The organism is Hydrogenophaga sp. PBL-H3 (genome assembly GCF_010104355.1).
GTDB lineage: Bacteria > Pseudomonadota > Gammaproteobacteria > Burkholderiales > Burkholderiaceae_C > Hydrogenophaga.
This window is the reverse complement of record NZ_CP044972.1, coordinates 168,543-194,540: the sequence shown is the minus strand read 5'-3', so window position 1 is coordinate 194,540 and position 25,998 is coordinate 168,543. Positions and strand designations below refer to the sequence as shown.

At 66.3% G+C, this 25,998-nt stretch carries 25 protein-coding genes; 14 read left to right on the top strand and 11 right to left on the bottom strand.

Annotated elements, in window-relative coordinates; all coding sequences use genetic code 11:
• The 3 genes from F9Z44_RS00910 to F9Z44_RS00900 form a co-directional block, all read right to left on the bottom strand.
• Nucleotides 1-1,410 carry a CmpA/NrtA family ABC transporter substrate-binding protein gene (locus F9Z44_RS00910; protein WP_159602778.1) on the bottom strand — a complete coding sequence of 470 codons (1,410 nt, stop codon included), beginning with the start codon at nt 1,408-1,410 and terminating at the stop codon, nt 1-3.
• Between the two features lie 159 nt (nt 1,411-1,569).
• The gene (locus F9Z44_RS00905) at nt 1,570-2,244 is read right to left on the bottom strand and encodes a response regulator transcription factor (RefSeq protein WP_159602776.1); all 675 of its coding nucleotides are present in this window, start codon (nt 2,242-2,244) and stop codon (nt 1,570-1,572) included.
• On the bottom strand, nt 2,241-3,440 hold the full coding sequence (locus F9Z44_RS00900) for a sensor histidine kinase (protein WP_159602774.1): 1,200 nt from the start codon (nt 3,438-3,440) through the stop codon (nt 2,241-2,243). The genes F9Z44_RS00905 and F9Z44_RS00900 overlap by 4 nt, the downstream gene beginning before the upstream one ends.
• A 59-nt stretch (nt 3,441-3,499) precedes the next feature.
• On the opposite strand from F9Z44_RS00900, the gene F9Z44_RS00895 reads away from it, so the two are divergent.
• Nucleotides 3,500-4,141 carry a Crp/Fnr family transcriptional regulator gene (locus F9Z44_RS00895; RefSeq protein ID WP_159602772.1) on the top strand — a complete coding sequence of 214 codons (642 nt, stop codon included), beginning with the start codon at nt 3,500-3,502 and terminating at the stop codon, nt 4,139-4,141.
• On the opposite strand, the gene F9Z44_RS00890 is transcribed toward F9Z44_RS00895, so the two are convergent.
• Both F9Z44_RS00890 and F9Z44_RS00885 read right to left on the bottom strand, forming a co-directional pair.
• On the bottom strand, nt 4,138-5,088 hold the full coding sequence (locus F9Z44_RS00890; protein ID WP_159602770.1) for a TerC family protein: 951 nt from the start codon (nt 5,086-5,088) through the stop codon (nt 4,138-4,140). The two genes, F9Z44_RS00895 and F9Z44_RS00890, sit on opposite strands and share 4 nt — an antisense overlap.
• Nucleotides 5,089-5,332: 244 nt before the next feature.
• On the bottom strand, nt 5,333-6,379 hold the full coding sequence (locus F9Z44_RS00885; protein WP_159602768.1) for a homocysteine S-methyltransferase family protein: 1,047 nt from the start codon (nt 6,377-6,379) through the stop codon (nt 5,333-5,335).
• Between the two features lie 79 nt (nt 6,380-6,458).
• On the opposite strand from F9Z44_RS00885, the gene F9Z44_RS00880 reads away from it, so the two are divergent.
• The 3 genes from F9Z44_RS00880 (at nt 6,459) to F9Z44_RS00870 (ending at nt 9,306) form a co-directional block, all read left to right on the top strand.
• Nucleotides 6,459-6,878: a rhodanese-like domain-containing protein gene (locus F9Z44_RS00880; protein ID WP_159602766.1), complete on the top strand. Its 420-nt coding sequence runs from the start codon at nt 6,459-6,461 to the stop codon at nt 6,876-6,878.
• 5 nt (nt 6,879-6,883) lie between these two features.
• Entirely contained in the window at nt 6,884-8,785 is a 1,902-nt protein-coding gene (gene recQ / locus F9Z44_RS00875) for a DNA helicase RecQ (RefSeq protein WP_159608536.1), read from the top strand.
• A gap of 176 nt (nt 8,786-8,961) precedes the next feature.
• Complete coding sequence (locus tag F9Z44_RS00870) at nt 8,962-9,306, top strand: hypothetical protein (RefSeq protein WP_159602764.1); 345 nt, start codon at nt 8,962-8,964, stop codon at nt 9,304-9,306.
• Nucleotides 9,307-9,388: 82 nt separating this feature from the next.
• Here the strand turns inward: F9Z44_RS00870 and F9Z44_RS00865 are convergent, their stop codons facing one another.
• A complete protein-coding gene (locus F9Z44_RS00865) occupies nt 9,389-11,659 on the bottom strand; it encodes an ATP-binding protein (RefSeq protein ID WP_442907302.1) in 2,271 nt (756 codons plus the stop codon).
• Nucleotides 11,660-11,966: 307 nt separating this feature from the next.
• Here F9Z44_RS00865 and F9Z44_RS00860 point away from each other — a divergent pair, with 307 nt between their 5' ends.
• From F9Z44_RS00860 to F9Z44_RS00845, 5 genes are all read left to right on the top strand, one after another.
• Nucleotides 11,967-13,166: a threonine ammonia-lyase gene (locus F9Z44_RS00860; protein WP_159602760.1), complete on the top strand. Its 1,200-nt coding sequence runs from the start codon at nt 11,967-11,969 to the stop codon at nt 13,164-13,166.
• 76 nt (nt 13,167-13,242) lie between these two features.
• Entirely contained in the window at nt 13,243-14,703 is a 1,461-nt protein-coding gene (locus F9Z44_RS00855; protein ID WP_159602758.1) for a mechanosensitive ion channel, read from the top strand.
• A gap of 21 nt (nt 14,704-14,724) precedes the next feature.
• On the top strand, nt 14,725-15,129 hold the full coding sequence (locus F9Z44_RS00850; protein WP_236574219.1) for a PaaI family thioesterase: 405 nt from the start codon (nt 14,725-14,727) through the stop codon (nt 15,127-15,129).
• Nucleotides 15,130-15,180: 51 nt separating this feature from the next.
• Entirely contained in the window at nt 15,181-15,324 is a 144-nt protein-coding gene (locus F9Z44_RS22720) for a hypothetical protein (protein WP_201449992.1), read from the top strand.
• A gap of 365 nt (nt 15,325-15,689) precedes the next feature.
• Nucleotides 15,690-17,546, top strand: a complete 1,857-nt coding sequence (locus F9Z44_RS00845; protein WP_159602754.1) for a phosphoenolpyruvate carboxykinase (GTP) — start codon at nt 15,690-15,692, stop codon at nt 17,544-17,546.
• Between the two features lie 136 nt (nt 17,547-17,682).
• Here F9Z44_RS00845 and F9Z44_RS00840 read toward each other — a convergent pair whose 3' ends face one another.
• Nucleotides 17,683-18,228, bottom strand: a complete 546-nt coding sequence (locus F9Z44_RS00840; RefSeq protein ID WP_159602752.1) for a hypothetical protein — start codon at nt 18,226-18,228, stop codon at nt 17,683-17,685.
• A 106-nt stretch (nt 18,229-18,334) separates the two neighbouring features.
• On the opposite strand from F9Z44_RS00840, the gene F9Z44_RS00835 reads away from it, so the two are divergent.
• The 3 genes from F9Z44_RS00835 to F9Z44_RS00825 all read left to right on the top strand — a co-directional run bounded on the left by F9Z44_RS00835 (nt 18,335) and on the right by F9Z44_RS00825 (nt 20,781).
• The gene (locus tag F9Z44_RS00835) at nt 18,335-19,342 is read left to right on the top strand and encodes a LysR family transcriptional regulator (protein ID WP_159608535.1); all 1,008 of its coding nucleotides are present in this window, start codon (nt 18,335-18,337) and stop codon (nt 19,340-19,342) included.
• Between the two features lie 23 nt (nt 19,343-19,365).
• Nucleotides 19,366-20,286, top strand: coding sequence for a metallophosphoesterase (locus tag F9Z44_RS00830; protein ID WP_159602750.1), 921 nt, complete (start codon nt 19,366-19,368; stop codon nt 20,284-20,286).
• A 72-nt stretch (nt 20,287-20,358) separates the two neighbouring features.
• Nucleotides 20,359-20,781, top strand: coding sequence for a universal stress protein (locus tag F9Z44_RS00825; RefSeq protein WP_159602748.1), 423 nt, complete (start codon nt 20,359-20,361; stop codon nt 20,779-20,781).
• A gap of 67 nt (nt 20,782-20,848) precedes the next feature.
• Here the strand turns inward: F9Z44_RS00825 and F9Z44_RS00820 are convergent, their stop codons facing one another.
• Nucleotides 20,849-21,493: a TetR/AcrR family transcriptional regulator gene (locus F9Z44_RS00820; RefSeq protein WP_236574218.1), complete on the bottom strand. Its 645-nt coding sequence runs from the start codon at nt 21,491-21,493 to the stop codon at nt 20,849-20,851.
• An 89-nt stretch (nt 21,494-21,582) separates the two neighbouring features.
• Complete coding sequence (locus tag F9Z44_RS00815) at nt 21,583-22,521, bottom strand: LysR family transcriptional regulator ArgP (RefSeq protein ID WP_159602746.1); 939 nt, start codon at nt 22,519-22,521, stop codon at nt 21,583-21,585.
• A gap of 109 nt (nt 22,522-22,630) precedes the next feature.
• Here F9Z44_RS00815 and F9Z44_RS00810 point away from each other — a divergent pair, with 109 nt between their 5' ends.
• Nucleotides 22,631-23,980 carry a D-amino acid dehydrogenase gene (locus F9Z44_RS00810; RefSeq protein WP_159602744.1) on the top strand — a complete coding sequence of 450 codons (1,350 nt, stop codon included), beginning with the start codon at nt 22,631-22,633 and terminating at the stop codon, nt 23,978-23,980.
• A gap of 70 nt (nt 23,981-24,050) precedes the next feature.
• Here the strand turns inward: F9Z44_RS00810 and F9Z44_RS00805 are convergent, their stop codons facing one another.
• Nucleotides 24,051-24,374: a penicillin acylase family protein gene (locus F9Z44_RS00805; protein ID WP_159602742.1), complete on the bottom strand. Its 324-nt coding sequence runs from the start codon at nt 24,372-24,374 to the stop codon at nt 24,051-24,053.
• A gap of 87 nt (nt 24,375-24,461) precedes the next feature.
• Nucleotides 24,462-25,352, bottom strand: a complete 891-nt coding sequence (locus tag F9Z44_RS00800; RefSeq protein ID WP_159602740.1) for a M14 family murein peptide amidase A — start codon at nt 25,350-25,352, stop codon at nt 24,462-24,464.
• 81 nt (nt 25,353-25,433) lie between these two features.
• Between F9Z44_RS00800 and F9Z44_RS00795 the strand changes: the two genes are divergently transcribed.
• Entirely contained in the window at nt 25,434-25,955 is a 522-nt protein-coding gene (locus tag F9Z44_RS00795; RefSeq protein WP_159602738.1) for a flavin reductase family protein, read from the top strand.
• Nucleotides 25,956-25,998 lie beyond the last annotated feature (43 nt).

The following is a 25,998-nucleotide window of genomic DNA, read 5'->3' as shown; positions in this document are numbered from 1 at the left end:
TCAGGCCGCCTTGCTGATGGCAAAGCTCTTCAGGTATTCAGCAGGTTTCGTCGCGTCGAACGCCTTGCCCATGATGGTGTGCTTCGTGTAGCCCGAACCCGCCGCAAAGGGTTGGCCGAGCTCCTTCATGTGCTTGCGCGCGTCGGTGATCAGGAACACCTTCTCGGCCAGAGCCTTGTAGTCCACATCGCCCTTGATGTAGCCCCAGCGCTGCATCTGAGTGAGCATCCACACGGCCATGCTCTGCCACGGCATGGGGTCGAAGTCGGCGCGCTCGGGCACGTTCTGGATCTTGCCCAGGCCGTCGGCAAACCGGCCGGTGAGCACCTGCGTGAGCACGGCCTCGGGCTGGTTGAGGTACTGGCTGGGCGCGATCACCTTGGCGATGAGTTCGCGGTTCTTCGGGTCGCGCGCCATGGCGGCCGAGGTGAGCACCGCGCGGTACAGCGCCGCAAACGTGTTGGGGTTCTTCTGGATGAACTCGGTGCTGGTGCCGAAGGCGCAGCAGGGGTGGCCGTTCCAGAGGTCGCGGGTGAGCACGTGGATGAAGCCGACCTCGTCGAACACCGCGCGCTGGTTGAAGGGATCGGGGCCGAGGAAACCGTCGATGTTGCCGGCGCGCAGGTTGGCCACCATCTCGGCCGGCGGGATCACGCGCAGCTGCACGTCGGTGTCGGGGTTCAGGCCGTTCTCGGCCAGGTAGTAGCGCAGCAGGAAGTTGTGGATCGAGTAGTCGAACGGGATGCCGAACTTGAAGCCCTTCCAGTTCTTCGGGTCGCGGTTGTCCTTGTGCTTGAGCGCCAGCGTGATGGCCTGGCCGTTGATGTTCTGGATCGTGGCCACGTTCATGGGCACGGCGTTGCTGCCCAGGCCCAGGCTGATCGCCAGGGGCATGGGCGAAAGGAAATGCGAGGCGTCGTACTCCTTGTTGATCATCTTGTCGCGCACCAGGGCCCAGCCCGCGGTTTTGGTGACTTCGACGTTGAGGCCCTGCTTGCTGTAGAAGCCCAGCGGGTGCGCCATGATCAGCGGCGTGGCGCAGGTGATGGGGATGAAGCCGATCTTCAGATTCGTCTTCTCCAGCGCGCCCTGCTTCTCCTGCGCCATGGCCTGCAGGCTGGTCACCGGGAGCACGCTGGCGATGGCGGCCATGGCCGTGCCCTTGCCCACCGCGCGCAGGAAGCGCCGACGCACCTCGTCGTGCGGGAACAGCGCCTTGACCAGCGTGGCCTCGATGAACTCGTTGCTGTAAGCCTCGAACTCGGCGGTCTCGCTGCGCCGGCGCAACTCGACGGCCGCCCCGTCCGCAGCCACCTCGGCGTGGTGGTCGGCGATGGTGTGGTCGCGCCCGCAGCTGCACTTCATCATGAGCGGGCGGTCGGCGTTGTAGGGATCGAAGAATTCGGACATGGCGCGCACCTCGTGGGTTGATGGACGAGGGGGTCATTGCAAGCACCGGGCCAGATGCGGCCGGGCGCAAGCCATTCATCGTGCCGAGTGCGAATTCGCGGGACTTGGGCCGACACCGTGTAGGGCTGGCCCTACACGGCGGTGGTCAAAAGCGGCACATCACGGCTTGGCGCGGTGCCGCTCGGCGTAAAGCGCGAGCTCCACGTCGTTCTTGGTGCCGGTTTTCTCCAGCACCCGGGCCCGGTAGGTGCTCACTGTGTTGGGCGCCAGGCCGAGCTGCGCACCAATTTCGCTCACGGTCTGGCCCTGTGTCAGCAGGCGGTAGACCTGGTGCTCGCGGTGCGACAGGGTTTCGGGCCCAGCCTGAGCGCTGGCATGGCCCACGGCAGCCGCCAGCGCCTCGGCCGTGGCCTGCGTGAGGAACACGCCGCCGCCCGCCGCCTTGCGCACGGCGTAGAGCATGTCGTCGGGGTCGGCGCTCTTGTTCAGGTACCCGCAGGCGCCCAGGCGGATGCAGCGCACCGCGTACTGCTTTTCGGGGTAGGTGCTGAGCATGAGCACCGGCAGCAGCGGGTGTTCGCGCTTGATGGTTTGCAGCACGTCCAGCCCGTCGAGTCCGGGCATGGCGATGTCCAGCAACACGAGATCGAGGCCATCGAGGCCACCCAGCGCGCGAACCGCGGCCAGCACCTCGTCGCCGGTCTGCGCCTCGGCCACCACCTGCACGTCGGGTGCGTCGGCCAGGATCTGCTTGAGGCCCTCGCGCACGATGCGGTGGTCGTCGCCGATCAGCACGCGGATGGTTTCGGCCAACACATCAAAAACGGTGGTCATGCAGGGGCTCCCTGAGACATCTGGTGAGGCAGTTCGATCGACAGGCGCATGAGCGTGCCCTGTCCTGGTGCGCTGGTGATCTGGATATCGCCGCCGAAATGGCGGGCGCGTTCGCGCATGCCCATCACCCCGTAGGCGTCGGCGGCTTCAAACGCCTGGGCCGGCGCACCCACCCCATCGTCCTGCACCGCGAGGGTGAGCACCCCTGCCCTCACGACGATGCGCACGTCCAGACGACGGGCGTGCGCGTGCCGCCCCACATTGCTCAGCATTTCCTGAAAGATGCGGAACACACCCATGGCCAGCGGCTCGGGCGGGTCGGGCACGTCGTCCACGTCCATGCACCAGTTCAGGGACATTTCGGCCGACTGCACGAACTCCTGTGCCTGCCATTCGAGCGCGGCCCACAGGCCTTGGTGGTCCAGGATGCTGGGGCGCAGGTCGGTGATGATGCGGCCCACGTTGTCCACCGCGTTCTCGATCAGGCGGCTCATGTTCTGGCACTTGCAGCGCATGCGCGCGCGCATGTCGCCCGCAGCCTCCAGCGTGCGCTGCTCTTGTTCCGACAGGCGCTTGTCCAGCCAGTTCACGTCCATCTTGAGCGCCACCAGCAGGCTGCCGAGCTCGTCGTGCACCTCGCGCGCGATGCGCGTGCGCTCTTCCTCGCGCACCGCCTCGGAGCGCGCCGCCAGTTCGCGAACCTGCTTCAGCGCCGTGGCCAGCGCGAGCGTGCGCTCACCCACGCGTTCCTCCAGCTCGTCCTTGGCTCGCTGCAGCGCGTCGGCCGCGCGCTTGCGCTCGGTGATGTCGACGAAGGTCACGACCGCGCCGCGCACCGCGCCGCCGTCGATGATGGGGTGGCTGGAGTACTCCACCGGGAAGCGGGAGCCGTCGCGGCGCCAGAACACCTCGCTGTCGATGCGGCAGGGCAGGCCTTCCAGAAACGCCTTGAAGATCGGGCAGTCTTCCACCGGGTAGTGCGCGCCGTCGGCGTGCGAATGGTGGGTGAGGTCGTGCATGTTGCAGCCCAGCAGCTCGTCGGGCTCAAAGCCGATCATGCGGGCGCCGGCGTGGTTGATGAACACACACAGGCCGTCCAGGTCGATGCCGAACACGCCTTCGCCGGTGGATGCGAGCAGCAGCGCCAGCGGATCGCCCCAGGTGCGAATGGGCGGGGCTGGCGTGTCGGTCTGCATGCGCTCAACGCACGCAATGAATGTGCCAAAGAGGTGCACGGCGCAAGGCGGGTGACAATGTGCAACACAACACCCCGCAGTCACCGGTACCCACCATGGCCCTGTTCGACAGATTGTTTGGCGAGCGCTACACAGCCGCCCGGGCGCGCAAACGCCGACACCAACGTGTGGGTGTCTCCACCACAGCCCACCGGGCCGCAGACCTGCTTCGCTCCACCAACGCGCTGATCCAGCTCAGCGCGGCCGAGGCGCTCACCGTGGTGGGTTTCATGGAGTTGCGGCGCTGTGCCGAGGGCGAGGCCATCATCCGCCAGGGCCACAGCGGCGGCGAAGACGGCTTCATGGCGCTGGTGATCGAGGGCGAAATCACGGTGGAAGCCGTGACGGTGAGCCGCACCGAGCCGCACACGGTCAACGTGCTTGGGCCGGGTCACTTGATGGGCGAGATGTCGCTGATGGACGGCGAAGCCCGCTCCGCCACCTGCACCGCCAGCACCGAGGTGCGCTGCGCCGTGCTCACGCGGGCCGCCCTGCAGACCCTGATCGCCGAAGAACCCACCACCGCCGCCAAGCTGCTCAGCGCCGTGGCCCAGCGCCTGAGCCAGCGGCTGCGCGAGAACGACACCAAGCTGCAGCTCTACGGTCAACTCGTGCTGTCGATGCAGCAGGAGATTGACCGATTGATTCCCGAGCCGCGTTAGGTGTTCGGAGCCGTTTTGGAGCTCCAGATCATGGTGATCGCGAGGATCGACAGGACCACGCCGAGCGACACCGCCACCGGAATCTTGAACACGTCGATCAGCAGCATCTTGCTGCCAATGAAGACCAGGATCACCGCCAGACCGTAGTTCAACAGGTGGAAGCGGCTGGCTGCGGCCTGCAGCAGGAAAAACATGGCACGCAGGCCCAGGATGGCGAACACGTTGCTGGTGAGCACGATGAACGGGTCCTTGGTGATGGCGAAGATCGCGGGGATGGAGTCGACCGCAAAGATCACGTCGGTCAGGCCCACCAGGCAGATCACCATGAGCAGCGGGGTGGCGATGCGCTTGCCGTTTTCCACCGTCCAGAATTTCTCGCCGTCAAACGACTGGCTCACGGGCAACCATTTGCGCAGCAGCTTGAGCGCGGGGTTGTCGTCCAGGCTGGGCTCCTGGCCCGCAGCCCACCACATCTTCACACCGGTGAGCAGCAGGAAGGCGCCGAACACATAGAGGATCCAGTGGAACTGCGCCAGCAGCCAGCCACCCACCAGGATCATCACCGTGCGCAACACGATGGCGCCCACGATGCCGATCATGAGCACGCGTTTCTGGTAGGCCGCGGGCACGGCGAAGTAGGTGAAGATGAGCAGGAAGACGAAGATGTTGTCGACCGCCAGGCTCTTCTCGATCAGGTAGCCGGTGAGGAATTCGAGCGACTTCTCATTGGCGATCGCACTCGAACCGGTGGTGTCCTTGATGGCCCACCAGAAGAGCGCGTTGAACACGAAGCTCAAGCCGACCCAGACCAGCGACCAGTGGACCGCCTGCTTGACGCTGACCTCCTGCGCGCCCTGCTTCTTGAGCACGACAAAGTCAACGAACAAAGCCGCCACGACGAACACGACGAAGACGATCCACAGCCACAACGGGGCAATGCTTTCCATGAAGAACCTCAGGTTTGGTGTTGAAAAAACACCCCAAGGTCTTGCCATGGCCGCAGCGTTTGCGGTTGGGGATTTCCGGCGACCGGCTGGCCGCGTATTGACGAAAACCCCGCCCACCGATGCCCGGCTTGGTGCCGGGTGGCGGGCTGACTACTCCCCTTGAAGGGAAGCGCGATTGTCGGCGGGAAGCGCAGGCCCCACGAACTGAAAGACCTTCAGGTTTTTCCTGAAGGTCTTGTGTGGATCAAGCGGCTTCCTTGTAGAAGGCCTCGCGCTTGAGGCTGCGTGGCGCCAGTGGCTCCACGCTCTGGTGGATGGCCGCGATGTGCTCCGGCGTGGTGCCGCAGCAGCCGCCCACGATGTTGACCAGCCCTTCGGCCGCGAATTCGCGCAGCAGGCGGCTGGTGTCGGCAGGCGTTTCGTCAAATCCGGTGTCGCTCATGGGGTTGGGCAGGCCGGCGTTGGGGTAGCAGCTGATGAAGGTGTCTCCCGCGACCTTGGCCAGCTCCTGGATGTAGGGGCGCATCAGTGCAGCACCGAGCGCGCAGTTCAGGCCCACGGCCAAGGGCTGCAGGTGGCGCACGCTGGCCCAGAAGGCGCTGACGGTCTGGCCGCTCAGGATGCGGCCCGAAGCGTCAGTGACGGTGCCGCTGATGATCACCGGCAGGCGCTCGCCGCTGTTCTCGAAGAACTCGTCGATGGCGAACAGCGCGGCTTTGGCGTTGAGCGTGTCGAAGATGGTTTCCACCAAGAGCACATCGGCACCACCCTCGACCAGCGCCTCGATCTGCTCCAGGTAGGCCGCGCGCAACTGCTCGAAGGTCACGTTGCGCGCACCGGCGTCGTTCACGTCGGGGCTGATGCTCGCGGTCTTGGGCGTGGGGCCGAGCGCGCCGGCCACGAAACGCGGTTTGTCGGGCGTGCTGAATTTGTCGCAGGCCGCGCGGGCGATGCGCGCCGAGGCCAGGTTCATCTCGCGTGCGAGGTGCCCCATCTCGTAGTCGTCCTGCGCGATCGTCGTGGCGCCGAAGGTGTTGGTCTCTATCAGGTCGGCACCGGCGGCCAGGTAGCCTTCGTGGATGTCGCGGATCACGTCGGGGCGCGTGAGGCTGAGCAGCTCGTTGTTGCCCTTGACGTCCTTGTGGAAGTCCTTGAAACGTTCGCCCCTGTACTGCTCCTCGCCCAGCTTGAAGCGCTGAATCATGGTGCCCATCGCACCATCGAGGATGGCGATGCGGTGTTTCAGGATCTCGGGCAGCGCCTGGGCGCGGGTGTAGGCAGGGGAAGTCATCCCTGGATTGTAAGAAGCGGCCCGGGCCGCAGGGCTCGACCCGCCGGGCGACCTCAGGCTTTCCCCGACAATAGCCGCCATGAAACACCTCACGCCCCAGCAGGCCTGGGCCTGGCTGCAGGCCGAACGCGAGCGCTGTGAAACGCGCAGCGAAGCAACACCGCTGTTTGTGGACGTGCGCATGGAAATCGAATCGCTCTACGTGGGCCGCCCGCCCGGCGTGGAAAACATCCCCTGGTACGAATACCCCGACCTCACGCCCGATCCGGCGCGGTTTGCGAACGCCGTGGAGCAGGAAGCCGGTGACAAGCACCGCCCGGTGCTGCTGATCTGCCGCAGCGGCAAACGCACGCTGGACGCGGGCAAGGCGTTGGAGGCGGCGGGGTTCACCGAGGTGGCGCACGTGGTGCACGGCTTCGAGGGTGAACTCAACGAGGACTTCAAGCGCTCTAGCGTCAACGGCTGGCGTTTTGACGGCCTGCCTTGGGAGCAGATGTAGTGGGTGTGATCGACATCGCTCCCGGCAGCGAAATCCTGGAGACCAGCCTGGGCGTGCTGCAAGAGGTTTTCGGGTTTGACGCCTTCCGTGGTCCGCAGGCCGAGATCGTGGCTCACGTGGGCGGCGGTGGCGACGCGCTGGTGCTCATGCCCACGGGTGGCGGCAAATCGCTGTGTTACCAGGTGCCGGCCATCGTGCGCGAGCGCAGCGGCCAGGGCCTGACCGTAGTGGTGTCGCCGCTGATCGCGCTCATGCACGACCAGGTGGGTGCGCTGCTGGAAGCCGGCGTGGCCGCAGCCTTTCTCAACTCCAGCCTCTCCAGCGAAGACGCGCAGCGGGTGGAAAAGGAAATGCTGCGCGGTGAGCTGACCCTGCTGTACGCGGCGCCCGAGCGCCTGACCACGCCGCGTTTCCTGGCGCTGCTCGACTCGCTCAAGGAGCGCGGCAAGCTCGCGCTGTTTGCCATCGACGAAGCGCACTGCGTGAGCCAGTGGGGCCACGACTTCCGCCCAGAGTACCGGGGCCTGGTCGTGCTGCACGAGCGCTTTGCCGGCGTGCCGCGCGTGGCCCTCACCGCCACCGCCGACGACCTCACGCGCGCCGACATCGTGGAGCGCCTGCAGCTGCAGGATGCGCGCACCTTCATCAGCAGCTTCGACCGGCCCAACATTCGTTATCAGCTGGTGGAGAAAAAAGACGCCACCGCGCAGCTGCTGCGTTTCATCCGCGACGAACACACCAGCGGTGACGAGCACGACGCCGGCATCGTGTACTGCCAGTCGCGCCGCCGGGTGGAAGAGGTGGCCAAGCTGCTGTGCGACGCGGGCCTGAACGCCCTGCCGTACCACGCCGGCCTGGACGCCGCCGTGCGGCAGAAACACCAGGACCGCTTCCTGCGCGAAGAGGGCCTGATCATGGTGGCCACCATCGCGTTCGGCATGGGCATTGACAAGCCCGACGTGCGCTTTGTGGCCCACCTGGACATGCCCAAGAACATCGAGGGCTACTACCAGGAAACCGGGCGCGCCGGGCGCGATGGTGAACCCGCCAACGCCTGGATGGCCTACGGCCTACAGGATGTGGTGAACCAGCGCCGCATGATCGACGAAAGCCCTGCGGCCGACGAATTCAAGCAGGTGCTGCGCGGCAAGCTCGACGCTTTGCTGACCCTGGCCGAGGCCAGCGACTGCCGCCGCGTTCGTCTGTTGTCTTACTTCGGCGAAGAGAGCGAACCCTGCGGCAACTGCGACAACTGCCTGCACCCACCGCAGCTCTTCGATGCCACCGAGTCAGCGCGCAAGCTGCTCTCGTGCATTTACCGCGTGCAGCAGTCCAGCGGCATGGCCTTTGGCGCCGGCCACATCATGGACATCCTGCGCGGCAAGGTCACCGAGAAGGTGACACAGCATGGGCACGACAAGCTCTCCACCTTCGGCATCGGTGCTGATTTGTCGGAAACCCAGTGGCGCGCGCTGCTGCGCCAACTGATTGCCCGCGAAGCGGTGCAGGTGGACGCGGCGCACTACAACACCCTGCACCTGCAGGACGCGGCACGCGAGATCCTCAAAGGCCAGAGTGCCGTGTGGCTCAAATCGCTGTCCGAGAAGGCCGCCGGCCCTGGGCGCACCAGCCGCGCGCGCGGCGCCCGCGCCACCGTGGCAGACGACGGCCAGCCGCTGACCCTGGCGGCGCGCGACAGCCTGGACGCGCTCAAGGCCTGGCGCGCCGGCGTGGCCAAGGAGCACAACCTGCCGGCTTTCGTGATCTTTCACGACGCCACGCTGCGCGCGATCGCCGCCCGCCAGCCCCGCACCCTGGCCGATCTGGACGGCATTGCCGGCCTGGGCGTGAAAAAACGCGAGGCTTACGGCGACGAGGTGCTGCGGGTGGTGAGTGCTTTCGGATGAGCGCCTGAGGGAGTTTCCAGCCCCGACCACCACCATCGGCTGACAAGCCCGACCGCTCATCGTGCCGGGGGCCCTTGCCCTTCTGCCGCCACTCAAGAAAGCCGCTCATCTGACGATGCAAGGGGTGTACCCGGGGAAGCTTCCCCTCACCCCGAACATCTCGAACGGAGCTCAGCATGTTTTCCTGGCTGCCCTGGATTGGCAAAAGCAAAAGGGTTCAGTACCACGACACGCAGGTGCTGGAGCTGGACTTTCTGGTGGACGAATTTCACGCCGCCATGGCCGACATCCAGGACCCGATCCGCGTGCGCATTCACGCCGCGCTCCTGTCTTGCCAAAGCCCCAAGGACCTCTGGTTCCTGCGCAGCAAGCTGTTCGGCCTGATCTCCAAGCACCACTGCGAGAGCGTGGCCAACACCCGCATCGCCCGGCTCGATCAGAAGCTGCGCTTTTTCGTGAACCACCATCCGGACTACTCGGCCGACGAACTGCCGAGCAAACCCATGATGTTGATGCATTGAACCCCTGCGCCGCTTCCGCGGCGCCCTGGACACAACAAAGGCCACCGCGAGGTGGCCTTTTGCATGGAGAGCGTGTTGCCGTTCAGTGCATGAACCCGATGCCGCGCGCCTCGCGCACCTCGGGCTTGATGCGGTGCTCGGCTTCCAGCTGCGAGATGAACTCCTCGGGCTCCAGCGACTCGGCCAGTATCTCCACCTGCCTTTTCACTGCGGCAAAGTCGCCGGGGCAGAGCTGGTCGAGCCGGGCCAGCCGCGCGGCCAGCGCCGCATCCAGCCGCGTGGCATCGCCCCCCAGCGCCTCCACCACAAACATGGTCTCGCGCTGCGCAGCCGTGAGCGGTTTGAAGCGGATCTTGAAGGTGAAGCGCCGCAGCGCCGCCTGGTCGATGCTGTCCATCAGGTTGGTGGTGCAGATGAAGATGCCGGCAAAGCGCTCCATACCCTGCAGCATCTCGTTGACCTCGGTCACCTCGTAGGTGCGCTGCGCGCCGCGCCGGTCCTGCAGAAAGCTGTCGGCCTCATCCAGCAGCAACACGGCCTTCTCGGCCTCGGCCTCGCGGAACATGGCCGCCATCTGCTGCTCGGTCTCGCCCACGAACTTGCTCACCAGGTCGCTGGCACGGCGGATCATCAGCGGGCGTTCGAGCTGCTGGGCCAGGTGCTCGGCCAGCGCGGTCTTGCCGGTGCCGGGCGCGCCGTGGAAACACAGGCAGCCGTGGCCGCGCGCCTTGAGCGCGGCAATCACGCGCGGCAGCTCGTAGCGCGACTCGACGTTGAGCATGTCCAGGCTGTACTGCGTGACGCTGGGCCGCTGCACCAGATCGGGCTTGCGGCCCAGGGCCAGGTCGGCGTTCTTGAGCTGGCGCTCGATCAGGTCGTCAAGCACCGGCGTGGGCGCGCCGCGCGCCTTGGCGCTACGCCGGGCAGCCGGTTTGGCGGGGCTGGCAGCGAGCTGGGCAAAACGCAGCGCCGTGCGGATCTGCGCCGGCGTCAGGCCCTTGCGCTCGGTCAGGCGCGCCACCAGCGCGTCGGACACCGGCGCGTCTTCCAGCGTCTTGCGCACGAGCTGCTCGCGCGCGCCGGGCGGCGGACTCTTGAGCTCGAGGTGGTAGGCGAAGCGGCGGCGAAACGCCGGGTCGATCTGCTCGATGCGGTTGGTCACCCACAGCGTGGGCACAGCGTTGGTTTCCAGGATCTGGTTGACCCAGGCCTTGCCGCTGACGCTGCCGGTGTGGGATGACGCCACGTGTTCGGCGCGCGCCATGATCTGCGCCGCCTCGCTGGAGATCGGCGGGAAAACGTCTTCGACCTCGTCGAATAACAGGGCCGAATGCGCCGTGCCTTTCAGGAATACCTGCGCGATCTGCAACGAGCGGTAACGGTCGCGGCCCGAGAGCGCGTTGCCGTCGCGGTCGGCGTACTCCACCTCGAACAGCTCCAGCCCGGCGGCCTGCGCCACCACGCGCGCCAGCTCGGTCTTGCCGGTGCCGGGCGGGCCGTACATGAGCACGTTCACGCCCGGTTCCTTGCGCGCCACGGCTTCGCGCAGCAGGCCGCAAAGCAGGCGCACGTCTTCGCCCACGTAGTCGAAGTCTTTGGGCGTGAGCGCCGAGCGAGCAGCCGGACGGGTGAACACGGCCATGAGCTCGCTCTGCGTGCGGTACTCGCGCATGAGCACCGGCGGCAGCTTCTCGCTGACCTTCATGAGATCGGCCAGGTCGGTGATGTTGTGCTCGGAGATCAGGTTTTCCACCATGCCGATGCGCTCCAGCCGCGAGCCCGCTCGCAAAGCCTCGCCGACCTCGCTGGCCTTCACGCCGGCCACGTCGGCGATGGCCGCGTAGGCCTCGGGTGCGTTGTTCACCTTGAACTCGACCAGGATGGAGCGCAGGTCGCGCTGGTAACGCGCGAGCGTGCCGTAGAGCAGCAGCGCGCGCTCGGCGCGGTTGAGCTGCAGCAAGCCGGCGAGCGCGTCGATGTTCTTCTCGACCAGCGTGGACTGCTTCTTGAGCGCGTGGCTGAGCCACTCGCCGGTCACGGCGAGCACCGAGAGCAGATCTTTTGGCGACTCTTTGGCGTATTCGTCGAGGTAGAAGAACAGCGTGCCTTCTTCGTAGGGGCCGCGCCAGACGCCGTAGCGCTCCATGAAGGCGGGTGTGGGCAGCTTGTCGTGGCCGCTCCAGAGTTCGTTGTCCTTGCAGCGGCGTTCGAGAAACTCACGCAAGCGCGCGAGCACGGTGAGCGGCCACACCAGATGGCGGCCAGCGAGCGAGAGCAGTGTGTTGAGGTCGCGCCGCACGTTGAAGCGCGGCCCCTGGCGCGCGGCCAGCGTGAGCACGAAGTGCGAGCACATGAGGTCGAGCACCGGGGCCTGGCGCAGGCCGTGCGGCACGAACACGCGACCTTCGCCCAGAAGGGGCGCACGGCCCTCCCGGGGTTCGGTCAGTGTGCGGACCGCGGTGCTCGCGGGCTGCACGGGACGCTTGTTCATCCAGACACCTCCAGAACGCGCTTCCAGTGACGCCGTGCCGGGACATCCGGCATTCAAATGGACCATAACCCAGCTTGATGAATCATGGAAGAGAGTGATGAACCGTGTTTGTGGGATTTGTCCGGCTTTCAGATGGGGAGCCACGCGCCGGCCGGTTCACAATCGCGCGATGCTGGACCTTCAAGACATTCAAGCCGCCGCCGCCCGCCTGACCGGGCAGGTGCTGGACACCCCTTTTGTCGAATCACGGACCATCTCGCAGCTCACCGGCTGCCAGGTGTTTCTGAAGTTCGAGAACCTGCAGTACACCGCTTCGTTCAAGGAGCGCGGTGCATGCAACAAGCTCGCGCAGCTGAGCGCCGACGAACGGGCACGCGGAGTGATCGCCATGAGCGCGGGCAACCACGCGCAGGGCGTGGCGTACCACGCGCACCGGCTAGGCCTGCGCGCGGTGATCGTCATGCCGCGCTTCACACCCGGCGTGAAGGTGGAGCGCACGCGCGGCTTCGGTGCCGAGGTGGTGCTGCACGGCGACACGCTGGAGGAGTCGCGCAGCCACGCCCGCGAACTGGCAGCGCAACAGGGTCTGGTGTTCGTGCACCCGTACGACGACGAAGCCATCGTGGCCGGTCAGGGCACGGTGGCGCTGGAGATGCTGCGCGAGCAGCCCGACCTGGACACGCTGGTGGTGGCCATCGGCGGCGGCGGCCTGATCGGCGGCATGGCCACCGCCGCCAAGGCGATCCGCCCGGACATCGAAGTCATCGGCGTGCAGGCCGAGCGCTTCCCGGCCATGTACAACGCCATCAAGGGCACGCACCTGCCACAGGGCACTAGCACCATCGCCGAGGGCATCGCGGTGGGCACACCCGGCGTGATCACCGAGGCCATCGTGCGCCAGCGGGTGGACGATGTGGTGCTGGTCGATGAGGGCGACATCGAGCAGGCCATCGTGATGCTGCTGGAGATCGAGAAGACGCTGGTGGAAGGCGCGGGCGCTGCCGGCCTGGCCGCGCTGATCAAGCACCCGCAGCGCTTCGCGGGCAAACGCGTGGGCCTGGTGCTGTGCGGCGGCAACATCGACCCGATGCTGCTGGCCTCCATCATCGAGCGCGGCATGGTACGGGCCGGCCGGCTGGCGCGCATCCAGGTCAACGCGCGCGACGTGCCGGGCAACCTGGCGCGCATCACCGCCACCGTGGCCGATGCCGGCGCCAACATCGACGAGGTGCACCACCAGCGCGCCTTCACGCTGCTGGCGGCGCAGAACGTCGCCATCGAACTGGTGTTGCAGACGCGCGGGCGCGAACACATCGCGCAAGTCATCGAACGCCTGCAACAGGCGGGTTTCGAGACCGCGCTGCTCTGAGGCCCCGCCCGTGGTTGACGCTGGCTGAGGTGCTCTGCATCATGGGTCGGTCCTGACACCGAACCGGAGGAACGCCATGAACACCAACGCCTTGTGGGACTCGCTGCAAAGCAATCTGGGCACCCACATCCCGCAGTTGCTCGGAGCACTCGCGATCTTCATCCTGGGCTGGTTCATCGCGGTGCTGGTGCGAGCGGCCACGCGCAAGACCCTGGGCTTCAGCGGGGTGAACCACCGCTTCGGCAAACTCACCGGCACGGGCGTGGACATCGAAGGTGCCGTGGCGCTCGGCCTGTTCTGGGTGGTGATCCTGCTCACGCTGGTCGCGGTGTTCAATTCGCTGAACCTGGCCATCGTCTCCGGACCGTTCTCGGCCTTCGCCACGCAGCTCTTTGAATACGCGCCGCGCCTGCTCGGCGGCCTGGTGCTGGCGCTGGTGGGCTGGCTGGTGGCCAGCGTGGTGCGCGCCATCACGCAGAAGCTGCTCGACAAGACCACGCTGGACGACAAGCTCTCGGCACACGCCGACATGGCACCCATGAGCGAAGGGCTGGCGGGCGCGCTGTTCTGGCTGGTGATCCTGCTCTTCGTGCCCGCCATCCTGGGCGCGCTGCAGCTCGAAGGCCTGCTGGATCCCCTGCGCAGCATGGTGACCAAGGCGCTGGACATGCTGCCCAACGCTGTGGCGGCCTTCGTGATCGGCGGCGTGGGCTGGATCGTGGCCACCGTGATGCGCAACCTCACCACGCACCTCAGCCGCACGGCGGGCGTCGACAAGCTGGGCAGCCGCGCGGGTCTGGCCGAGACGGTGCAGCTGTCCAGCGTGATCGGCATGCTGGTGTTCATCGCGGTGTTCCTGCCCTCGCTGATCGCCGCACTCGATGCGCTGAAGATCGAGGCCATCTCCCGGCCCGCCACCGACATGTTGGGCACCCTCATGCAAGCCGTGCCGCGCATCGTGGCCGCCGGCCTGATCCTGGTCATCACCTGGCTGGTGGCCAGCTTTGCCAGCCAGTTGCTGACCAGCCTGCTGGCCACGCTGGGCTTTGACTCGCTGCCCGCGCGCGTTCAGCTGGCGCACGCGTTCGAGAAGACCAGCGCCTCGCGGGTGGTCGGCCGTGTGGCGCTGTTTTTTGCCATGCTGTTCGCCACGGTGGAGGCGGCCGCGCAGCTGGGCTTCTACCAGGTCAGCGACATCGTGACCAGCTTCATCCGCTTCGGCGGCGACGTGATGCTGGGATCGGCCATCCTGGTGATCGGCTTCTGGCTGGCCAACCTGGCCCATGACGCCATCGACCGCGCCAGCGGCGCAAGCAGCCAGGGTCTGGCGCGCATTGGCCGCTACGCCATCCTGGCACTGGTGATTGCCATGGGCCTGCGCGCCATGGGCATCGCCGACGACATCGTCAACCTGGCTTTCGGCCTCACCTTGGGCGCGGTGGCCGTGGCGGTGGCCCTGTCGTTTGGTCTGGGCGGGCGCGAGGCGGCTGGCAAACTGATGGACCATTGGCTTGCCCGTTTGCGCAAAGAGGACTGAATGACCCATCCACCGCCCCCCGTGTCCGTTGAATCGCTGCAAAGCCTGCTGTCCGCGTGGTTTGCGCCATGGGTTCAGGCCCTGGGCATGCGGGTCGAATCATTTGCCGACGGCGAGGTCACGCTGCGCCTGCCGCAAAGCGACCAGCTCTCCCGCGTGGGCGGCATGCTGTGCGGCCAGGCCATGATGTCGGCCGCCGACACCGCCATGGTGCTGGCCATCGTCACGCAGCTCGGCGACCAGCGCCCCATGACCACGGTGCAACTCAACACCAGCTTCCTCAAGCCGCTCTCCGGCCAGGACGCCCACATCACCGCACGCGTGATCCGCGCCGGCAAGAGCCTGGTGTTCGGCGAAATCGACATCACGGGTGCGACCGACGGGCGCAGCGTGTGCCGCGCCAGCACCACCTACGCCCTGCTCTGAACCGTCTGCCTTAAAATCCCCGGAGTTTTGAACCACCTTGCGGAGAGCCCCATGTCCCACCACGACCACGACACCCCCAGTGACCAGCCCCAAGACGTGGTGGAGTCCATCGTTCCCCTGATGCCCATCGTGCTGCCTGTGGCCGGGGGCGTCTTGATGTTCCTGCTGGCCTTCATCGCCGTGTTCATGGCCTGAGCCTCCACGCTCCGGCAGAAAAGGCCAAACGCCCCACGGGCGTTTGGCCTTTTTGTTTGGCTCCGCAGGTCCCGTCGGACGAGCGTTTAATGCATCACGTTATGCGGGTTTTGCATGTAACCAGTTCGTAACCCGCCGCCCGCTTTCATAAAATCGAGGCAAGGACGACACACGGACCGAGCCGCGGGCACACCAACCCGCCCCTTGTCCCTCTTGCTGCCGGGCGCCAACCGCCCCACAGCCATCAGCGCCGACCGCCCCTTTCAAGCACAAGGGACCCCGACAGCCGCCCAGCTGCAGCTTCTGCAGCCTGCGGCTGTTGGCGTCTCTGGTGCCACCGGTTATCAACTTCTGGAGCCTTTCCCATGAACTCTCCCGTGATGCAGGGCCTGACCCTCAACACCCCGTCCTATGTGAAGAACGCCCGGCTGATCGCCTGGGTGGCCGACATGGCGGCCCTGTGCAAACCCGATACCGTGGTCTGGTGCGATGGCAGCGACGAGGAATACGCGCGCCTGTGCGAACAGCTGGTGAGCGCCGGCACGATGAAGCGGCTCAACCCGATCAAACGCCCCAACAGCTTCCTGGCCTGCTCCGACCCGTCGGACGTGGCCCGCGTGGAAGACCGCACCTTCATCTGCTCGCAGAAGCAGGAAGACGCCGGCCCGACCAACAACTGGAAGGCCCCGGCCGAGATGCGCGCCACCCTGCAGCCGCTGTTTGACGGCTGCATGCGCGGTCGCACCATGTATGTGGTGCCCTTCAGCATGGGCCCGCTGGGCAGCCCCATTGCCCACATCGGCATCGAGCTCTCCGACAGCGCCTACGTGGCCGTCAACATGAAGCTCATGACCCGCATGGGCAAGGCGGTGTTCGACGTGCTGGGCACCGACGGCGAATTCGTACCCTGCGTGCACACCGTCGGCGCGCCACTGGCCGCTGGCGAGACCGACAAGACCGGCTGGCCCTGCAACCCGACCACCAAGTACATCGTCCACTATCCGGAAACGCGCGAAATCTGGAGCTACGGCTCGGGCTACGGTGGCAACGCGCTGCTGGGCAAGAAGTGTTTTGCGCTGCGCATTGCCTCCACCATGGGCAAACAGCAGGGCTGGCTGGCCGAGCACATGCTCATCCTGGGCGTGACCAACCCCCAGGGCAAGAAATACCACGTGGCCGCTGCCTTCCCCAGCGCCTGTGGCAAAACCAACTTCGCCATGCTGATCCCACCCAAGGGCTTCGAAGGCTGGAGCGTCACCACCATCGGCGACGACATCGCCTGGATCAAGCCGCACGCCGATGGACGCCTCTACGCGATCAACCCCGAGGCGGGCTACTTTGGCGTGGCGCCGGGCACCAACACGCTGACCAACCCGAACTGCATGGCCAGCCTGGACCGCGACGTGGTTTTCACCAACGTGGCCCTGACGGATGACGGCGACGTGTGGTGGGAAGGCATGGGCGAGGCGCCCGCCCACGCCATCGACTGGCAGGGCAAGGACTGGACACCGCAAATCGCGAAAGAAACCGGTGCCAAGGCCGCCCATCCCAACGCCCGCTTCACCGTGGCCGCCACCAACAACCCCGCGCTCGATCCGGCTTGGGACGATCCGTCCGGCGTGCCGATCGACGCCTTCATCTTTGGTGGCCGCCGCTCCACCACGGTGCCGCTGGTGACCGAAGCCCGCGACTGGACCGAAGGCGTGTACATGGCCGCCACCATGGGGTCGGAAACCACCGCCGCAGCCTTCGGTGCGCAAGGCGTGGTGCGCCGCGACCCGTTCGCCATGCTGCCGTTCACCGGCTACAACATGAGCGACTACTTCCAGCACTGGCTGGACATGGGCAACAAGCTCACGAGCCAGGGCGCCAAACTGCCCGGCATCTTCTGCGTGAACTGGTTCCGCAAGGACGAGGCCGGCAAGTTCGTCTGGCCCGGTTTCGGCGAAAACATGCGCGTGCTCAAGTGGATGATCGATCGCCTGGAAGGCCAAGGCCAGGGCACCGAACACGCCTTCGGCGTGAGCCCGCGCTACGAAGACATTCACTGGGACGGCTTGAACTTCTCGACCGAGCAGTACAACACCGTGACCCACATCGACAGCGCCGCCTGGACCCAGGAACTCGCACTGCACAGCGAACTGTTCACCCAGCTGGCCCATCACCTGCCACGGGAGCTCGAGGAGACAAAAGCAAAAATCGAGAAGCGCCTGGCCGCATAAGGCCGGAGTCCCCGACTGAGCCCACCGCACGATCTGCGGCGGGTCTGCAATCTCCCGGGTCAAGAAGCCTGGGCGAAAAAAAAGCCACCGGACCCGGTGGCTTTTTTGTGGGCACCCGCTCGGGGCGTGCAAGCGCTCAGAGGTAGCGACCTTGCAGGTGGCGCGCTGCACGGGCATGGCCCAGACGCACCCAGTAAGAAGCAGCAGGTGCTGCGGCCTCGGCTTGCACCGGCAGGCCCAGGGGTGCCAGCGCTTCGTCGAACGTTCCGGCTGGCTCGTCCAGCTCGGCGCGGTTGCGTGCCAGGGTCAACTCGCTCATCAGGCGGGGGTCGAGGCGGGCCATTTCCCACAGGCGGGTTTCCGCGCGGGCTTCGGCCATCGACTGTGACCAGCTGTCGAGCACCACGATGCCGCGGCGAGCAAGTCGGCGGGCCGAATCGGCAAACAAGGCCATACCGGCGAACACGATCACCCACAGGAACACCCAGGCGAGCAAGAGATGCCCATCGGCCCAGGTGCTGACCAGCCGGTCTGCAAGGATGACCATCGCGGCGACCACGGCGGCCAGCAACAGGGCCGCCAGGCTGCGCGAGCTGTCGGTGTGGCGGGGAGACTGTTTGGCCGACGGTGCGCGACCGAGGCCCAGTGAAATGGAAGAGGGGGTGGATGCAAGGCTGCTCATGGCGAACTCCTGTGGAGGAACAAATGTCTTTTGGACAGATCAATACTAGGGTTAACCCGCATCTATTGCCAATTTATCTTTGTGATGCTTTACATTCACTTCGGTGATAAATGATCTGAACTTTCGCACCTTCGACCTGAACCTGCTTCGGGTGTTCGACGAGGTGATGACCGAGCGCAACCTCACCCGCGCTGCCCACAACCTGGCCATGACGCAGCCGGCGGTGAGCAACGCGTTGCGCCGATTGCGCGAGGTGGTCGGTGACGACCTGGTGCGCCGCGCCGGCTACGGCGTGGAACCCACGCCGCTGGCGCTGAGCCTGTGGCCCTCGGTGCGTGACGCCCTGCACCTGCTGCGCGAATCCCTGGCACCGGGCACCTTCGACCCGCTCAGCGCCCACAACGCCTTTGTGTTGACCATGGCGGACGCCACGGCGGCCAAGCTGGTGCCCGGCCTGATGGACATCTTCGAAACCGAAGCACCCGGCGTGAACCTACGGGTCGTTCCCCTGACCACCCGCGATCCGCGCGATCTGCTGGAAAACGGCTCGGCCGATCTGGCCATCGGGCATTTCCCCGGGGTGCTGGCCGAGCTCGGTGCCCTGCACTTGCAGGAAAACAACCCGCAGTTCCTGCACCAGCGCCTGTACGACGGCGAATACGTGGTGGTGATGCGCAAGGGCCACCCCCTGGCCGGACAAGCGTTGAGCCTGGACGCCTACTGCGAAGCGCGCCACCTGCTGGTGAGTTTCTCGGGTCGCCCTTTCGGCTTCGTGGACGAATCCCTGGCCGCGATCTCCCGGCAGCGGCGCGTGGTGCTCACGGTCAACCAGTTCTTCACCGCCGGGCGCGTGGTGGCCACCACCGACCTGCTCACGGTGCTGCCCCGCCACTTCGTCGGCGCCACCGGCATGGAACACGAGCTCGCCCTGGCCGATCTCCCCCTGCAGGTACCGCCCGTGCACGTGGATGCGCTCTGGCACCGCCAGGCCACCCACAACAGCGCTCATCGCTGGCTGCGGCAGACCGTCGAGCGGGCGTCGGCGGTCGGTTTCCGCAATGTCAAGGCAGCACCGGAGTCCACCCGGACACGCAGAGCCCCAAAGGGCCAGTGAAGACACTGGTCGACAATGTCCACATGAACATCCAGCTGCTCAGCGACCTGCACCTCGAAGCCAACCCCGCCTTCGTGCCCGTGCCGGCGATGGATGCCGATCTGCTGGTGCTGGCTGGCGACATCGGCTCGTACCAGGTGAGGCGCGATGGCAGCGTGATGGACGAGCCCGACTGGGGCCTGCAGCGGTTCTCGCCTCTGCCCCAATACGCCGGCTGGCCCGCGCCGGTGGTGTTCGTGCCCGGCAACCACGAGTACGACGCGCTCGATCTGGACCAGGCCCACGCCGGGTTGCGCCAGGTTTGTGACCGGCTCGGCATCCAGTGGCTGGAGCGCGAGACCCTGCAGATGCAGGGCGTGCGCCTGATCGGCACCACGCTCTGGAGCGACTACGACGTATTTGGCGAACAGGCCCCGACGCCCACGCCGCCGCGGCATGGCCGGGCCGGCGCGGTGCCGCCCATACGCCCACCCGATCCGCTCACCCACCGCCTCCAGCAGCGCGAGAAAGCCTTTCGCGCCGCCAACCACTACCTGGTGAAGATGGCGGGCCAACGCCATGGCCGCCTGTTCGACGCCGAGGCCATGCGCACGTTGGCGCAGGAGTGCCAGGCCTGGCTGCGCGATGCGCTGGCCGTGCCGTTCGACGGTCCCACGGTGGTCATCACCCACTTCGCGCCCACGCTGCACAGCATGGACCCGCGCTACGGCCGAAGCCCCGGCACGGCGGGTTTCTGCAACGGCCTTGACGATCTGCTGCCGCTGGCCGACCTGTGGCTGCACGGTCACCTGCACTGCCCGACCGATGTGCAGGTGGGGCGCTGTCGCATCAAGGCCAATCCGCTGGGCTACCACGACAAGAACGAACAGGCCAGCTTCGAGCCCGCGTGCTGCATCCGCGTGAGCGCGAGCGAAGCGACGCACGGCAAGGCGCCCGCTGTTTGAGGCAGCGCAAAGTGCCGCCCCGCGAAGCCCCTACACTCGCCGTTTCCCCCCTGAACCAACAAGGAGAACCTCATGAAGATCCTGCTCGCAGTCGATGGCAGCGCGTACACCAAGAAAATGCTGGCCTACCTGGCGACCCACGACGAGATGTTCGGTGCCAACAACGCGGTGACCCTCATCACGGTGCAAGCTCCACTGCCTCCGCGCGCGCGCGCCGCGGTTGGCGCCGAAGTGGCCAACGGCTACTACGCCGATGAGGCCGCCAAGATCACCGCACCGGTGGTGAAATTCCTCAAGCGCCATGGCATCGACGCCACCGTCGTGCAGAAGGTTGGCTCGGCCGGCGAAGTGATCGCCAAGACCGCCGACAGCGGCAAGTTCGACCTGCTGGTGATGGGTTCACACGGCCACGGCGCCCTGGGCAACCTGGTCATGGGTTCGGTGGCCACCAAGGTGCTGGCCCACTGTGGCGTGCCGGTGCTGCTGGTTCGCTGAACCCGCTTCCACCCAAAGAGAAAGGCCGCATCTGCGGCCTTTCTCTTTGGACGATCAGGATCGAACGTCAGCGCGACTTCAGGCCGTCGAAGCAGGTGCTGAGCACCATCTCGATGATCTCGTCAACGCTGTATTGCCCCGAGCCCTTGAGGAAGCCCAGCACCGGATCGCAGGCCCGTGCGAACAGGGTGTAGAGCACCGCGATCGGGGGCAAGGTGTTGTTGAGGCTGCCATCGGCCTGGGCCTGCGTGATCCAGCCGCCCAGGCGCTCGCTCACGTCCATGAGGCCGTCGACATAGGCCTTGTTGTTTGTCAGGGAAGCGCGCAGGCTGGAGTTGGCGCTGGGCAACGAAGGCATCTCGCCCGCGAGCTGCACCTCCATGGTCCATCGCGCCACCGCCCTGAGCTGCTCGATCGGCCGGCTGTCCGGGCGGCCTTCCAGGCTATCGAGAAATGCGCGCGCACGGTCCATCACACGCACCATGGCCGCAGCGGCCAGGTCTTCCTTGCTGGGAAAGTGTTTGTAGAGGCTGGCCTTGGCAATGCCCACTTCGGCGGCCACCTCGTCCACCGTCATGGCCTCGAAGCCTTTTTCGGCGAGCAAGCGGTTCACCGCCGAGACGATGGCGTCTTCGCGGGCGAGGTGCATCTGCTGGCGAAAACTGCGTTTCTGGGGAGCTTCGGAGGGTGATTTTTCGACTGCGCTGCTCATGGAAAACCTTTGGACACCACTAGAATTCTGCTTCACTTTGACGAAATCGTCGACATCGCTACCGAAACGTAAAGCCGAAGACCCATCGGTCACGACTTCGACGGCCGGGCGTCGCTGCCGGGTCGCAGGTTGTCGGCCGCCGCCGTGCGCAACGCGGTGCTCAGGGCGTCCAGCACGTCGGAGCTCAGGTTCCAGCAATGCCAGTACAAGGCCACACCCAGCCGATGGCGTGGCGCCAGATTGACCAGCTCGCCCGATTCGATCAGCTCGCGCACCCGCAGCTCGGGCAACACGCTCACACCCCAGCCCGCCTGCACGGCGCGCACCTGGCCTTCGCTGGATGGCACGAAGAGTTGCTTGAGCATCACGCGCGGCAGGCCAAAGGCCTTCATCACGAAACCGTGTTGCAGGTTGTCCTTGCGGTTGAAGGCCACGAACGGAACCTTGTGGAAGTTGTGCGCGCTCAGGCCTTTGGGCAGGTGCTGCGCGGCAAAGTCGGCGCGTGCCACGGCCACGTAGTCCATGGTGCCCAGCGCTTCCATCTTGCAGCCCCGCAAGGCCTGCCCGAGAGAGGTGACGCAGCCGAGCACCTGACCTTCGCGCAGCCACTCGTGGGTGAACTCCTGATCGTCGGTGATGATTTCAATCGGCAGGCCGTTCTGCGCCAGCGCGTCCAGCGCCGGCAGTGCCCAGGTGGCGATGCTGTCGGCGTTGATCGCCACCGAAATGCGCTCTTCCTCGCGGCCGCTGCCGGTGGAGCTGGGCGCGAGTTCCTTGAGGTCTTTTTCCAGATCAGCGCGCAGCAGCCGCATCATCTTGGCGTGCTTGAGCATGAGCTGGCCGGCCGGCGTGGGCTTGAGCGGACGGCTTCGCACGATGAGCACGGTGCCGACCTGCGCCTCCAGGGCCCGCAACCGCTGCGACACGGCCGATTGCGTGATGGACAGGCGCTGCGCGGCGCGCTCGAAGCCGCCCTCTTCAATGATGGCGGCCAGGCATTCAAGGGCATCGGGATCGAAGGTGCTCATGGGCTCTATAAGCTGATCTGATGTTTGAAATTTTAGTTTAATTTCTCTTCACTTCGAAGCGCCTTCTTTCGATACTGCTGAGCAGTTTCATCGTTTGGAGGAGTGGGTCATGCAAGTCACCGTATTGGGCGCGGGCATCATCGGCGTGAGCACCGCGTGGCACCTGCTGCAGCGCGGGCACGAGGTCACCCTGGTCGACAGGCAGCCCGACGCTGCGCTGGAGACCAGCTTTGCCAACGCGGCACAGATCTCGGTGAGCTACTGCGAGCCCTGGGCCAACAAGGACGCGCCGCTCAAGACCTTGAAGTGGATGTTCTCCGACGAGTCGCCCCTGCTGTTCCGCCCGCAGCTGGATTGGGCGCAATGGCGCTGGGGTCTGCAATTTCTGGCGCAATGCAACGACGCTGCCTTCGAGCGCAACGTGGCACAACTCGTGGCACTGGGCTCCTACAGCCACGCCGCGCTCAAGGCCGTGGTGGCCGACACCGGCATCGAGTACCACCGGCTGGAACGCGGCATCGCCCACTACTACACGGACCAGAAATCCTTCGACGGCGCCGCCGAGGCCGCCGCCGTGATGCAGCGTTTCGGCGTCAAGCGCCGCGTGGTCTCGCGCAACGAGCTGCTCACCATCGAGCCCGCGCTGCGCGCCTTTGCCGATCGGATTGTGGGCGGCACCTACACGCAGAGCGACGAGTCCGGCGACGCACGCACCTTCACGCAACAACTGGCTGCCCGGTGCGGCCAGCGCGGCGCGAGGCTGATGTTCGGCCACGACATCGAGCGCCTGGACAGCGATGGGCGCGAAATCCGCGAGGTGCGTGTGCGCGACCGCCAGAGCGGTGTGGCGCGCGTGCTCAAGGCCGACGCCTTTGTGGTGGCCTGCGGCTCCTACACCACGCCGCTGCTCAAGTCGATCGGCGTGAACGTGCCGATCTACCCGGGCAAGGGCTACAGCGCAACGCTGCCCCTGCTCAAGCCCGAACAGGCGCCCAGCGTGAGCATGATCGACGACCAGCTCAAAATCGCCGTCTCGCGCCTGGGCAACCAGCTGCGCGTGGCCGGCACGATCGAACTCGGCGGTTTTGATCTCTCGCTGGACACGCCGCTGGCGAAGAAGCGTTGCGAGATGCTGGTGCACCGCATCGAACAGGTGTTCCCCGGCGTGGCCGACACCCGCACACCCGAACAAGGCGGTGATCCGCAGTTCTGGTGCGGCCTGCGCCCGGCCACACCGACCAACATTCCCCTGATCGGCCGGTTGCCGCTGAGAAACCTCTGGATCAACGCCGGCCACGGCACCTTGGGCTGGACCCACGGCGCAGGCTCCGGCAAGGCCCTGGCCGAGTTGATTCATGGGGAGCAACCCGCCATGGACTTTGGCTTTCAGGGCGTGCCACCGCAGGCACCTCGCGCCTCAACGCGGTTCAGCGTCGCCCCGCCACCCACGCGGGCCTGAAATCGCGCGGCTCAGCCGCCACCCGAACCACGCGTCAATGCGCCAGATCCAGCAACCCGGAGAACGCGTGTTATGTGTCGGCTTGTATGCGTCGACCCATCTGCACGTCCAGGGCGACCAGATTCACCGCGCCACCACCCGTTGCGCCCTTGACTTCGGTGCCGAGAACGGCTGCGAGCTGCCCCGTGGCCTGGCGTCTGCGCATCTCCAGCTGGAACAGGCGGTCTTCGTCCACGGCGTAGCCACAGCCGAAGAAAGCGTCGGGCACGCTGTCGCCGTACACGTGCGGGACGCCGAACTTGTCGCGCACGATTTCGGCCGCTTGCGACGAGGGGGGGATGAAGAGAAGCGAGCCAGCCAAAACAAGGTTGGCGCGAATTGCAGGTGAGAACATGTTGAGACTCCTGATTAGGATGTCCAGTGTTCCCATGCTGGTGATCGGTGTGAATACGGCCCTCACGCGGGGGCGTGCCATGCGACCTCAGGGCCGCAGGCGCTCCACCATCCAGCGCTGCAGATCCATCCACATCTGCCGCATTTCGCTCTCCAGCGGCGCGCGAAAGGCGTTGGCCAGCTCGATCGTGACCACGGGCATGCCGCGGTGCACGCCGCCGTAGTTGCCCAGGCTCCCGGGAAAGATGCCCACCTGGTCGAGGTAGAGGCGTCCGAGCTTGGGCGGTGGGGCGCCCGGTCCGTCGAAGTCGAGCACGCCGTAGGGGGCGTGGATGCTCACGATCAGGTGCGGCTGAAAGCGCGCCATCTCGTCGTGCAGAAAGCGCGACTCGGGTTCGGACAGTGGGCTGGGCCCGGGCCAGCGGCGCGGGTCCTTTCGGGTGCGTTGCTCCCAGTACACCTTGGCTTCCCGTTCCCAGTGGGGGGTGGGAAAGTTGCGGTTGAGGTCCACGCCTCTTGCATTCACGCGCTGGGCGGGTCGCGCCAGAAGGCCGTCCGGGTTGAGCACGGGAATGAAGCGCCAGTGGGCATCGGCAGGGTCATTGAGCGCGTGCTGGATCCAGTGCAGGGCCACCGAGGCCGACGACATTTCGTCGCCGTGGATGGCGCCCACCACCAGAACCCGCAGCCGCGCCTGCGGCGCCACCACGTCGCGCGCATACAGCGTGCGGCCCTGCGTCGAGCGGCCCTCTGTGGGCATCAGGCCGGCCGCATCACAGAGCGCGCGCCCCATGTGCGGCAGGCGGGCCGAGAGGTGCACACAGGGCGCCGCGGCGGCTGGCACGGAGGTGCGGTGGTGTGGCGGCCCGCGCAGCGGCGAGGTGGCCCGTGCGCCCGTGGCCAGCAAGCACACACCGACGAACATCACGAGGACGGCCAGTGGCGTCTGCTGTTTCGCGCGGAGCAGGGTGCGGTGCATGACGGCATTCTAGGGACGGCACCGCACCGAGGCACCAATCGCCGAGAATGGGCGTTCCGCTGTCCCACGCACCTGCTCCACATGCCTTCTGAACGCTCGCTTCCCACCCAGGCCCGTGCCCCCGACTTCTCAGTGCGGGAGTTCCGTGCCTCGCTGGGCATGTTCGCCACCGGGGTGACCATCGTCACCGCGCGCACCGACAGCGGCGAGCTGGTGGGGCTGACCGCCAACTCGTTCAACTCGGTCTCGCTGAGCCCGCCGCTGGTGCTCTGGAGCCTGGGCAAGGCGGCCGGCTCGATGGCTGCGTTTTCCAACGGACGGCACTACGCCATCAACGTGCTGGCCGCCGACCAGCAGGCGCTGGCCGAACAGTTTGCGGCCAAGGACACCGACCGCTGGGCCGGGGTGGCGTTTCGAGAAGGCGGCAACGGCGCACCCTTGCTCCACGGTGCCGCCGCCACCTTCGAGTGCTTCAACCGAAGCCAGTACGCCGAGGGCGACCATGTGATCTTCGTGGGCGAGGTGGAGCGCTGCGCGCACCGCGCCGAGGCCTCGCCGCTGCTGTTCCACGGCGGGCGCTTCTACACCGAACACCCGCTCTGAATAACGGGTGCGCCCGCCCCCCGAGCCGGGGCGACAGCCGACT

Coding starts and splice junctions, on each gene's coding strand:
- F9Z44_RS00890 (WP_159602770.1), bottom strand. CDS start 5,088: ATGGAAAGCATTGCCCCGTTGTGGCTGTGGATCGTCTTCGTCGTGTTC.
- F9Z44_RS00820 (WP_236574218.1), bottom strand. CDS start 21,493: ATGAGCAGCGCAGTCGAAAAATCACCCTCCGAAGCTCCCCAGAAACGC.
- F9Z44_RS00880 (WP_159602766.1), top strand. CDS start 6,459: ATGAAACACCTCACGCCCCAGCAGGCCTGGGCCTGGCTGCAGGCCGAA.
- F9Z44_RS00800 (WP_159602740.1), bottom strand. CDS start 25,352: ATGCACCGCACCCTGCTCCGCGCGAAACAGCAGACGCCACTGGCCGTC.
- F9Z44_RS22720 (WP_201449992.1), top strand. CDS start 15,181: ATGTCCCACCACGACCACGACACCCCCAGTGACCAGCCCCAAGACGTG.
- F9Z44_RS00910 (WP_159602778.1), bottom strand. CDS start 1,410: ATGTCCGAATTCTTCGATCCCTACAACGCCGACCGCCCGCTCATGATG.
- F9Z44_RS00905 (WP_159602776.1), bottom strand. CDS start 2,244: ATGACCACCGTTTTTGATGTGTTGGCCGAAACCATCCGCGTGCTGATC.
- F9Z44_RS00900 (WP_159602774.1), bottom strand. CDS start 3,440: ATGCAGACCGACACGCCAGCCCCGCCCATTCGCACCTGGGGCGATCCG.
- F9Z44_RS00845 (WP_159602754.1), top strand. CDS start 15,690: ATGAACTCTCCCGTGATGCAGGGCCTGACCCTCAACACCCCGTCCTAT.
- F9Z44_RS00810 (WP_159602744.1), top strand. CDS start 22,631: ATGCAAGTCACCGTATTGGGCGCGGGCATCATCGGCGTGAGCACCGCG.
- F9Z44_RS00885 (WP_159602768.1), bottom strand. CDS start 6,379: ATGACTTCCCCTGCCTACACCCGCGCCCAGGCGCTGCCCGAGATCCTG.
- F9Z44_RS00830 (WP_159602750.1), top strand. CDS start 19,366: ATGAACATCCAGCTGCTCAGCGACCTGCACCTCGAAGCCAACCCCGCC.
- F9Z44_RS00865 (WP_442907302.1), bottom strand. CDS start 11,659: ATGTGCTCGCACTTCGTGCTCACGCTGGCCGCGCGCCAGGGGCCGCGC.
- F9Z44_RS00840 (WP_159602752.1), bottom strand. CDS start 18,228: ATGAGCAGCCTTGCATCCACCCCCTCTTCCATTTCACTGGGCCTCGGT.
- F9Z44_RS00825 (WP_159602748.1), top strand. CDS start 20,359: ATGAAGATCCTGCTCGCAGTCGATGGCAGCGCGTACACCAAGAAAATG.
- F9Z44_RS00855 (WP_159602758.1), top strand. CDS start 13,243: ATGAACACCAACGCCTTGTGGGACTCGCTGCAAAGCAATCTGGGCACC.
- F9Z44_RS00795 (WP_159602738.1), top strand. CDS start 25,434: ATGCCTTCTGAACGCTCGCTTCCCACCCAGGCCCGTGCCCCCGACTTC.
- F9Z44_RS00860 (WP_159602760.1), top strand. CDS start 11,967: ATGCTGGACCTTCAAGACATTCAAGCCGCCGCCGCCCGCCTGACCGGG.
- F9Z44_RS00815 (WP_159602746.1), bottom strand. CDS start 22,521: ATGAGCACCTTCGATCCCGATGCCCTTGAATGCCTGGCCGCCATCATT.
- F9Z44_RS00870 (WP_159602764.1), top strand. CDS start 8,962: ATGTTTTCCTGGCTGCCCTGGATTGGCAAAAGCAAAAGGGTTCAGTAC.
- F9Z44_RS00805 (WP_159602742.1), bottom strand. CDS start 24,374: ATGTTCTCACCTGCAATTCGCGCCAACCTTGTTTTGGCTGGCTCGCTT.